Consider the following 10504-nt stretch of genomic DNA (forward strand, 5'->3'; position numbering starts at 1 on the left):
AACAAAAATTACTAATATCACTTTAAAAACTCCGTTGTTGGGCTTCAGCCCACTTAGAGCTAAAGCTCAACAACGATGTTGCTTATTTATAGGTAAAGCTTATCAACAAGAAAGTCGTTCTATTACCTCATTTATAAACCAATTATTATAACAGACTTCCTTTGGTAAAATCAGAGGAACTAGGAAAAAATAGCCTCAATCGTTTCCGAAATTCTGGGAGCAGGCTGTGTAGTCAGCTAATGTAAAATTGATTCAAACTCTATGATCAACCACAATCCGCAATTTTCCCTGGAACATTTTGTAACACTCAAATGTAAGTATCAAGCAACTGATTATGAAAATTCATCCCTCTCTAGTCTTTTGTATTTGATCTTGCGAAAAGCAGATTTAGGAATGAATATCAATGACATAGAATGGAATTGGTTACTCGACAATCAACTATTAGAAACCATTGAAGCTATTCAAAAAAAGCAAGAAGATCAAGCTCAAGCTATTTGTCAATTAGATGCAGAATTTGATCAGCTAAAGAAAAAGTATGATGCTAGTCATATATCGATAGAGTATACTCCCGTTGGTTCTATTCTTTGGAAGCTAGATTCAGAACATGAGATTACAGATTCAGAAGTTGACTTTTTGAGAAAAAATTCTCTTAAATATCTAGCCGAGCAATCTTTAGAAATACAAAAATTTAAACACCTAAAAATCAAGTATAAAGCCGATCAGTTTCCAAGTTATTTCCCTGAAGAATCACCGTTATATTCAATCTTGAAAAAATTAGAATCCGAAGCAGACTTAAACGAGAAAGACATTGAATTCATTCAACAACAAAAATTGTTAGAAACTTTAGCAATTGTTAATCAAAAACAAGCAATAAAACAAGCTGAATTTGCGGAACTTAAAGAAAAGTATAAATCGACAGCCTACTTGGATTCATCGGTTTTTAGCCCCCTGTATCCCATTCTAAAATCTCTTGATGAAAATAAAAAACTAAGCTCTTTAGATAAAAAGTTTTTGGAAGATAATAAACTTAATGAAACTTTAAATATTGTTTTAGAAAATGAACAAAAAGAACAGTTTAATGAACTAAAAATTAAGTATAAAGCCACCGGTTCTCAGGATAGTTTACCCTCAAGTCATTTACATAAAGTTCTTAAAAAAGTTGATGCAAATATGAAGCTAATTGATCAGGATATTAACTTTCTGAAAAATCGTAAACTCATGGATACAATTGCGATCTCGATTGAAAAATATGCTGATCATTTAAAGTCTACTATCAAAACAGGCGACGAGTTAAGTCAGACTGATATTGATTGGCTTAAACAGAATGGGCGTGAAGATATTCTTGTTTTCGCTAAAGAAAAACACTTTGTTAATCTTAAATCTAAGTATGATGTTTCAGGCTATACAGATCAAGGTGTTTCTACTGGCTTATACCCGATTTTGCAAAAACTAGACAAAGGAAATCGACTTGAGGAAATTGATGTGGCTTGGCTGATAGAAAATAAGCTTTTCTATAATTCATATTATAGTGATTATACTTTTTATAATACCTATAATAGAAATTATAGTAATAAAATTTTTATTGCTTACCATACAATAGAAGCAACTTTCTATGAACAAGAGTACCAAAAGACAGGGAATCAATGGAAATTGCCTAATGCTAGTAGCCATTGGCGTAAAGCCAATGAACCAAAGCGAGCATTAAAATTAACAGAAAATATAAATTTTAATTCGATTAGAGAAAATAAGCTAAAATCAGCTTTATTAACAACAAGAGGCGGTGCTTTTCGTGATATTGATCAGCTAGATCAGGCTGAAACTTGTGCGCGAAAAGCAATTGAGTATCAACCCAATAGCCATCATCCTTACACTTTAATGGGTGCAATTTGTTTTGAGCGAGGTCAATTTTCGGAAGGCGAGCATTGGTTTGAGGAAGCCATTCAGCGAGGTGCTTCACCCAAAGATCAGGATGCAGAAATGAAGCAAATCGTTAAAAATGCTAAGGATGAAAATAAGCGCAAAAAAGTTGTAGAATATCTATTAAGCAAAGATCCTAATCGATATTCTTGGGCTAAATCTTATTTGAAAAAACCTAAAAATTCAGGTCAGTAATTATATCTCTATTCTTTCTAGGTTTCTTTTGTTCCCAGGTTCCTACCTGGGAATATTTGAGCCGAGGTTCTGCCTCTATCTATTTATTGGCAAGTGGCAGAGACACCTTTAATCTTGAATCTGTTTTAGATTGGTAAATTAACGTCACTATAACTTGAGGTGATAAAAATAATCGTAATCAAAATACTATAAATATAGGTTCTCTTTTTTTAGATACTTCGGGCAACAAGCATGATAACCTCCATTGAGTTCTTTTTGCCGAATAACGGTATAATTGTAAACTTGTTTATTATTGTTATCCATAGGTTTTTAACTTGTTAGTAATCTACCGAGTTTTACCTCAATATCATTTCATAATAACTTACAGTTCTCTCCTGTAAATCCCCGGTTTCTGAATCCGATTTACCTCAAGGGAAGAAAAGACTCACGGCTTGAGCAATAACTTAGAAACAAAAGTAACGATAGTTTAAGCGATCGCAATTATTTTTAGTTTTGTTAGGGATTATTAATAATTCACTCCAACCCCGACAATAAACGAGATAGACGCGATCGCGCTTAATGATTTTCCCAATCATCCCCGTTCCACTTCCTTAAAGTTTTCCTTAAGATATACCATTAGAACTCTGTGAGATTGGAGAATACAACATAACTTATAACTTAGATCTTTCCTTCCTGAACCCGTGCAGGAGTCCCCTCGGCAAACCGTTTGCTCCTATCCCTCTCGTCATAGATAACGTTAAATTAACTGCAATGAATACTCAAGCATTCCCTGAAAAACAAGGTCTCTACGATCCTCAATTTGAACACGACGCCTGTGGGGTCGGGTTCATCGTCCATCAGAAGGGGCAAAAATCCCATGATATTGTTGAAAATGCCTTAACCATATTACTCAACCTCGACCATCGCGGCGCCTGTGGCTGTGAAGTCAATACCGGAGATGGGGCGGGAATTTTAATGCAGGTTCCCCATAAATTCCTCAAAAAAGTCACCGCAGAACAGAATATTAATTTACCCGAACCCGGACAATATGGCGTCGGGATGATTTATAGTTCCCCTGACCCCCAACAACGCCAAAAAGGTCGGGAGATCTTTGAAAAAATTGTCACCGCAGAAGGTCAAACTGTTCTCGGTTGGCGGGATGTTCCCACGGATCATTCTAGTTTAGGGAATACCGCTAAGTCGAGTGAACCCTTTATGCAGCAGGTGTTCATTGCTCGTAACCCTAATATTAGCGATGATCTGGTGTTTGAACGCAAACTCTATGTGATTCGTAAATTATCCCATACAGAAATTCGGGTTCCCGGTGCTGATCCCTATTGGTATATTTCCAGTCTGTCTTGTCGGACAATGGTGTATAAAGGGATGTTGATGCCTGTGCAGGTGGGACAATATTACCCGGAACTCCATGATCCTGATATGGAAAGTGCGTTGGCGTTGGTTCACTCTCGCTTCAGTACCAATACCTTCCCCAGTTGGGAACGCTCTCACCCCTATCGTTATATTGCCCATAACGGCGAAATTAATACCCTCCGAGGCAATATTAACTGGATGACCGCCCGCCAGTCGATGTTTGAGTCCGAACTGTTTGGGGAGGATCTCAAGAAAATTCAACCCGTCATTAACGTTAACGGAAGTGACTCGACCATTTTTGATAATGCCTTAGAATTGTTAGTCTTAGCAGGGCGATCGCTTCCCCATGCGGTGATGATGATGATCCCCGAACCTTGGACAGCCCACGAGTCCATGAGTGAGGAGAAAAAAGCGTTTTATGAATATCATTCCTGCTTAATGGAACCTTGGGATGGCCCCGCTTCTATTGCGTTTACCGATGGGACGATGATGGGGGCAGTGTTAGACCGCAACGGGTTACGACCTTCCCGCTATTATGTCACTAAAGATGATCTGGTGATTATGGCATCGGAAGCCGGAGTCCTCCCCATCGAACCGGAACGAGTCGCCTATAAAGGTCGTTTGCAACCGGGGCGGATGTTCCTGGTGGATATGGAACAAGGGCGGATCATTGCCGATGAGGAAATTAAGTCTAAAATTGCCACAGAGCAACCCTATCGGGAATGGTTGAATGAACATTTAGTCGCCCTGGAGAACCTCAAAGACCCCGTAGAGACGCGCCTCGCAGACCCCGTAGAGACGCGCCATGGCGCGTCTCTACAGGAGACTTTGGTTCAGCTACAAACGGCCTTTGGCTATACCTTTGAAGACTTGCGACTGTTATTAACCCCAATGGCGCGGGATGGAGTAGAGGCGGTGGGTTCGATGGGAACCGATACCCCCTTAGCGGTGTTATCCGACCGCCCGAAACTGCTTTATGAGTATTTCCAACAACTGTTTGCTCAGGTTACAAACCCCCCCATTGATTCCATTCGGGAAGAAATTATCACCTCGGCGGAAACTACCATCGGGGCGGAACGCAACTTATTAAAACCCGAACCCGAAAGCTGTCACCTGATCAAACTCAAAACCCCCATTCTCAGTAATGCCGAATTAGGGAAACTAAAAGCAGTTAATGAACAAGGTTTCGCCGCCATTACCCTGTCGATTCTGTTTAACCCCAAAGAAGGGGTAAACGGCTTAGAAGCGGTCATGCAGGGCATTTTTGAACAGGCTGACAAAGCAATTGAAGCGGGGGTGAACCTCTTAATTTTGAGCGATCGCGGTGTTGACCCGAATCATGCTCCCATTCCCGCTTTATTGGCGGTATCTGGTTTACATCATCATCTGATTCGTCAAGGAACTCGCACCCGGGTCGGTATTATTTTAGAATCTGGTGAACCGCGAGAAGTCCATCATTTTGCAGTTTTAATCGGGTATGGTTGCTGTGCGATTAATCCCTATATGGCGTTTGAAAGTATCCACGATATGATCTCTCAAGGATTATTAGTCGGGGTAGACTATAAAACCGCCTGTAAAAATTACGTTAAAGCAGCAACTAAAGGAGTCATTAAAGTTGCTTCAAAAATTGGAATTTCCACCCTACAAAGTTATCGCGGTGCCCAAATTTTTGAAGCCATTGGGTTAAATCAATCGGTGATTGATCGATACTTTAGTTGGACGGCTTCTCGCATTCAAGGTGCTGATTTAGAAGTAATCGCAAAAGAAGCTATTTTACGCCATACCAATGCGTTTCCTGACCGTCCGGGTGATCAAACTCTGACCCTTGATGTCGGGGGAGAATATCAATGGCGTAAAGACGGAGAAGCCCATTTACTCAGTCCAGAAGCGATTCATTCTCTACAAAAAGCCGTGAAGGTTGGGGATTATGAATTGTTCAAAAAATATGCCCAGTTAGTGAATGAACAGAATCAGAAATATTTCACTTTGCGGGGTTTATTACAATTCAAAGATCGTCAACCTATTCCAATTGAAGAAGTTGAACCCATTGAAGCGATTATGAAACGCTTTAAAACTGGGGCGATGAGTTATGGTTCAATTTCTAAAGAAGCTCATGAAACGTTAGCGATCGCCATGAACCGCATTGGCGGTAAGTCTAACACAGGAGAAGGTGGCGAAGACCCAGAACGGTATACCTGGACAAACGAACAAGGGGACTCGAAAAATAGCGCTATTAAGCAAGTCGCCTCCGGTCGGTTTGGGGTCACGAGTTTGTACCTGTCTCAAGCTAAGGAAATTCAAATTAAAATGGCACAGGGGGCTAAACCCGGAGAAGGGGGACAACTCCCCGGACGTAAGGTTTATCCGTCTATCGCTAAAGTTCGTCACTCAACGCCGGGGGTGGGTTTGATTTCGCCACCACCTCACCACGATATCTATTCCATTGAGGACTTAGCCGAATTAATCCATGATTTGAAAAACTCCAACCGCAAAGCTCGGATTAGTGTGAAATTAGTCTCAGAAGTCGGAGTAGGAACCATTGCCGCCGGGGTTGCGAAAGCCCATGCCGATGTCGTTCTGATTTCCGGGTTTGATGGCGGGACGGGTGCATCTCCCCAAACCTCAATTAAACACGCGGGCTTACCTTGGGAGTTGGGGTTAGCCGAAACCCATCAAACCTTGGTGTTGAATAATTTGCGATCGCGCATTGCCGTCGAAACCGATGGTCAGATGAAAACCGGACGGGATGTGGTAATTGCAGCCTTGTTAGGGGCTGAAGAGTTTGGCTTCTCAACCGCACCGTTAGTCACCTTGGGTTGTATTATGATGCGGGTGTGCCACCTGAATACCTGTCCAGCCGGAATTGCCACCCAAAACCCCAAACTGCGAGAAAGCTTCACGGGAGAACCGGAACACACCGTTAACTTTATGAAGTTCATCGCCCAGGAAGTGCGGGAACTGATGGCGGAGTTAGGCTTCCGCACCATTAATGAAATGGTAGGACGCACGGATGTATTAGAACCCAAAAAAGCCGTTGACCATTGGAAAGCCAAAGGCATTGACCTCTCAAAAATCCTGTATCAACCGGAAGTTGGGGAAGATATCGGCCGTTATTGTCAAATTCCTCAAGATCACGGGTTAGATAAATCGTTGGATATCACGGTGTTACTGGATTTGTGTAAACCTGCCATTGAGAAAGGGGAGAAAGTGAGTGCTACGTTACCGATTAAAAATATTAACCGGGCGGTAGGAACGATTTTAGGCAATGAAATCACCAAAAACCATTGGCACGGTTTACCGGAAGATACGGTGCATCTACATTTCCAAGGCAGTGCGGGTCAAAGCTTTGGGGCGTTTGTTCCCAAGGGGGTAACGTTAGAATTGGAAGGGGATGCTAACGATTATGTCGGCAAGGGGTTAAGCGGAGGAAAAGTTATTATTTATCCCCCGGCTCAATCTACCTTTATCCCCGAAGAAAATATTATTATCGGGAATGTAGCGTTATATGGGGCGACGGGAGGAGAAGTCTATATCCGAGGGTTAGCGGGTGAACGTTTCGGCGTGCGTAACTCTGGCGTGAGTGCGGTTGTGGAAGGTGTGGGAGATCACGGTTGTGAATATATGACCGGAGGTAAGGTCGTTGTCCTGGGCTCCACCGGACGTAACTTTGCGGCGGGAATGAGTGGCGGAATTGCCTATATCTTGGATGAAACGGGGGATTTTGCTACTCGTTGTAATACGTCAATGGCGGATTTAGAACAGTTGGAAGACCCGGAAGAAATTAATCAGGTTTACCAATTAATTGCTAAACACGCGGAGTATACCAAGAGTCAAAAAGCGTTGAAAATTTTAGCCCACTGGACGGAAATGATTCCGACGTTTGTTAAAGTGATTCCACGAGATTATAAGCGGGTTTTAGAAGCATTAAAAGAAGCTGAAAAATCCGGTTTAACAGGGGATGAAGCGTTAACAGCGGCGTTTGAAGCCAATTCCCGTGATGTGGCGCGGGTTGGCGGAAGTTAAAACACAGAAACCGGGTTTCTCAAGCTATCTTTCGGTTGAGAAACAAAGGTTATGACAGAAACCCGGTTTCTCGGTGCTCTAGCGGGGGTCAGAAACCGGGTTTCTTAAGTTATCTTTTGGTTGGGAAACAAAGATTATGGCAGAAACCCGGTTTCTTGGTGCTCTAGCGGGGGTCAGAAACCGGGTTTCTTAAGTTATCTTTTGGTTGGGAAACAAAGATTATGGCAGAAACCCGGTTTCTCGGTACTCTTGTGGGGGCTCAGAAACCGGGTTTCTTAAGTTATCTTTTGGTTGGGAAACAAAGATTATGGCAGAAACCCGGTTTCTCGGTTTTATTCGGCAAAGGTTAAATGTTGGATTAATTTATGGCTTTTTGAATAATCTTCTAAAAAGTAACGGTAATCATCGGCTGAGGAAAGTTGCGATGGCGCTAGCCGCGCCGCTGCGCATCGCACTCCTTCTAATTTCGCTAAACTCCCCCGTCGTAAATCAATATAGTCTTGATAACTGGAAAACTCCCACTCTTCGGCTTTTTTAACCAGATTAGCACTAACTGGATTTAAGTGAATATAGCGAGTTAAGTGTAATAAATATTCTTCTTGATCAACATGAATCGCCTGAAATCGTCCCTGAAAAAGTGAACCAACTCTCTGATAACGTTTATTTATCGCTTTTGTGTAAGACAGAGAAAACGACTGCATTAACTCTGAGAAGTTATCGGTTTGCAGGTAAACTAATAAATGATAATGATTAGGCATCAGACAATAAGCAATAATATCAACCCCATTAGTGATTAGATGATTTCTTAATTGTCGCAAAAAATAAATATAGTTATCCCGTTCAAAAAAGATCAGCTGACGGTTATTCCCTCGGTTATAAACATGATAGTAATTACCTGCTTGAAAGATAACTTGACGACGTGGCATATTAAAGGATGGGTGAAAATTTAGAAACAGGGTTTCTCAACAAAAATTATAGTCTGTGGGGGCTCAGAAACCGCGTTTCTTAACCTATCTCTCGGTTGAGTCACAAAGGTTATGGCAGAAACCCGGTTTCTCGGTACTCGATGGGGGCTCAGAAACTGGGTTTCTCAAGCTATCTCTCGGTTGAGTAACAAAGGTTATGGCAGAAACCCGGTTTCTCGGTACTCGATGGGGGCTCAGAAACCGGGTTTCTTAACCTATCTCTCAGAAACCGGGTTTCTCAAACTATCTCTCGGTTGGGTAACAAAGGTTATGGCAGAAACCCAGTTTCTCGGAGTCTGGGTCACGCCACCCGCCAAATATTAATCGTCCCATCACCACTACCACTCACAAGGGTCTGTCCATCCGGGCTGATGGCAAGGGACTGAACCTCATAAGAATGCCCAGTCAGAGTGCCAAGTTCCTGCCCCGTACTCAAATCCCAAATAGTAATCGTGTCATCACCACCACTCACAAGAGTCTGCCCATCCGGGCTGATGGCGACGGAATTAACCGACCAGTTCAAATCCACAGTCAGGGTACGAAGTTCTTCGCCCGTACTCAAATCCCAAATGGTAATCGTGTTGTCATTACCACCACCCATAAAATGCACAACAGTACCACTACTCGCAAGAATCTGCCCATCCGGGCTGATGGCGAGGGAAGTAATCGAGCCATCCCCTTGCAGGGTGCGGAGTTCCTGCCCCGTACTCAACTGCCAAATCTTAATTTCATTGATGGTATTGTAATCATTGCCCATCACAACAGTATAAGACTCCCAATTGAAATAACCGCTCCTCACAACAGTATGACTGCTACTGACAAGAATTTGCCCATCCGGGCTGATGGCGAGGGAATTAATGAAGCCATCCCCTTGCAGGGTGCGGAGTTCCTGCCCCGTACTCAACTGCCAAATCTTAATCGTCTTGTCATCACTACCACTCACAACAGTCTGCCCATCTGGGCTGATGGCGACGGAATTAACCGAGTCAGAATGCCCTTTCAGGGTGCGAATTTCTTTCCCCGTACTTAACTGCCAAATCTTTATTGTATTGTCATCACTGCAACTCACAAAAGTCTGCCCATCTGGGCTGATGGCGACGGAATTAACCGAGTTAGAATGCCCAGTCAGGGTGCAAACAACTGAGGCATTTTCTAGCTTGCGTTTGCGTTCAATTTCTCGTTGTCGCTGACGTTCAGCTTGCAATTGTCGCTGATGTTCGGCTTCTTGTTGGCGTTTGCGCTCAATTTTCAGTTGTTGCTGACCTTCGGCTTCCAATTGTCGCTGACGTTCAGCTTCTCGTTGACGTTTATATTCCGCTTCTTTGCGCTGCATCTCCTCCCAAATCATTTTTTGGTGTTGACTTTCCCCAATAGCAGCCAAACACCCATTCAGCTTTTCCACATATTCTTTATCCCACACAGTCAAAGCTGATGTAACAGCTTCTAATAAGTCTAAAAAACTCAGTTTTTGTTCTTCAATAGAAGAAACCCAATTTCTCAACATCAGCCAAACTTGTATGGAATACTCAATCTGTTTTTTTGCCCAAGATTGATCGGGTAAATGACTCAAACTCAGCGCTAAATCTAAATAGAAATCGGGAATCAGATGAGGGCGATCGCATCCCGCTAACTGATAAAGACTTTGATAACTAGAAACAATCTCACCCACCAACATTTGCTTCAAACTTTCACTCGGCACCTTTTCCAATAAACTCGGCAATAGTTCAGGCAGTTTCGGACGCACATCAGCATGGGAGAAATGATAGCGATCCGCCAGCAAACCCACTAAAATACAATGGCAAATTCCTAAAAACTGCGCCAGTTCTTGAATATACTTTTCTTCCTTAACGTTATATTTGTAATCTCGATCTCCCGTAAAACCAAACTCCCGATCTTCCTCCTCCTCTTCTAAAATCAATAAATTCAGTTCATCATCCCCGCCCCGTCGCTGAATCTCCTCTAAACTTCTGCCTTTATCTAACAAAATCATCCGGTACTCTCGCCATTTTTCAGCATATTGACGAGCAATGGGATATAACACTTCTTTCCAAGGA

4 protein-coding genes and 1 pseudogene are annotated in these 10504 nt (G+C 42.5%); 3 read left to right on the forward strand and 2 right to left on the reverse strand.

Going from position 1 to position 10504, the window contains the following annotated elements; translation table 11 throughout:
* The first annotated feature begins 261 nt into the window (after window positions 1-261).
* Both ACKPEB_RS20835 and gltB read left to right on the forward strand, forming a co-directional pair.
* On the forward strand, window positions 262-2112 hold the full coding sequence (locus ACKPEB_RS20835; RefSeq protein ID WP_408966929.1) for a hypothetical protein: 1851 nt from the start codon (window positions 262-264) through the stop codon (window positions 2110-2112).
* 750 nt (window positions 2113-2862) lie between these two features.
* Window positions 2863-7485, forward strand: coding sequence for a glutamate synthase large subunit (gene gltB / locus ACKPEB_RS20840; protein ID WP_408966930.1), 4623 nt, complete (start codon window positions 2863-2865; stop codon window positions 7483-7485).
* A gap of 332 nt (window positions 7486-7817) precedes the next feature.
* On the opposite strand, the gene ACKPEB_RS20845 is transcribed toward gltB, so the two are convergent.
* A complete protein-coding gene (locus tag ACKPEB_RS20845; RefSeq protein WP_408966931.1) occupies window positions 7818-8411 on the reverse strand; it encodes an REP-associated tyrosine transposase in 594 nt (197 codons plus the stop codon).
* A gap of 111 nt (window positions 8412-8522) precedes the next feature.
* On the opposite strand from ACKPEB_RS20845, the gene ACKPEB_RS20850 reads away from it, so the two are divergent.
* A complete protein-coding gene (locus tag ACKPEB_RS20850) occupies window positions 8523-8774 on the forward strand; it encodes a hypothetical protein (RefSeq protein ID WP_408966932.1) in 252 nt (83 codons plus the stop codon).
* Here ACKPEB_RS20850 and ACKPEB_RS20855 read toward each other — a convergent pair.
* Window positions 8752-10504 (reverse strand): annotated as a pseudogene (locus tag ACKPEB_RS20855) (hypothetical protein); the annotation flags it as partial. The gene ACKPEB_RS20850 and the pseudogene ACKPEB_RS20855 sit on opposite strands and share 23 nt — an antisense overlap.

This window comes from Planktothrix sp., assembly GCF_046067725.1.
In the GTDB taxonomy this organism is placed as follows: Bacteria; Cyanobacteriota; Cyanobacteriia; order Cyanobacteriales; family Microcoleaceae; genus Planktothrix.

What these genes read in the sequence shown, in the direction of transcription:
- ACKPEB_RS20835 (WP_408966929.1), top strand. Translation starts at nt 262, where the DNA reads ATGATCAACCACAATCCGCAATTTTCCCTGGAACATTTTGTAACACTC.
- gltB (WP_408966930.1), top strand. Translation starts at nt 2,863, where the DNA reads ATGAATACTCAAGCATTCCCTGAAAAACAAGGTCTCTACGATCCTCAA.
- ACKPEB_RS20845 (WP_408966931.1), bottom strand. Translation starts at nt 8,411, where the DNA reads ATGCCACGTCGTCAAGTTATCTTTCAAGCAGGTAATTACTATCATGTT.
- ACKPEB_RS20850 (WP_408966932.1), top strand. Translation starts at nt 8,523, where the DNA reads ATGGCAGAAACCCGGTTTCTCGGTACTCGATGGGGGCTCAGAAACTGG.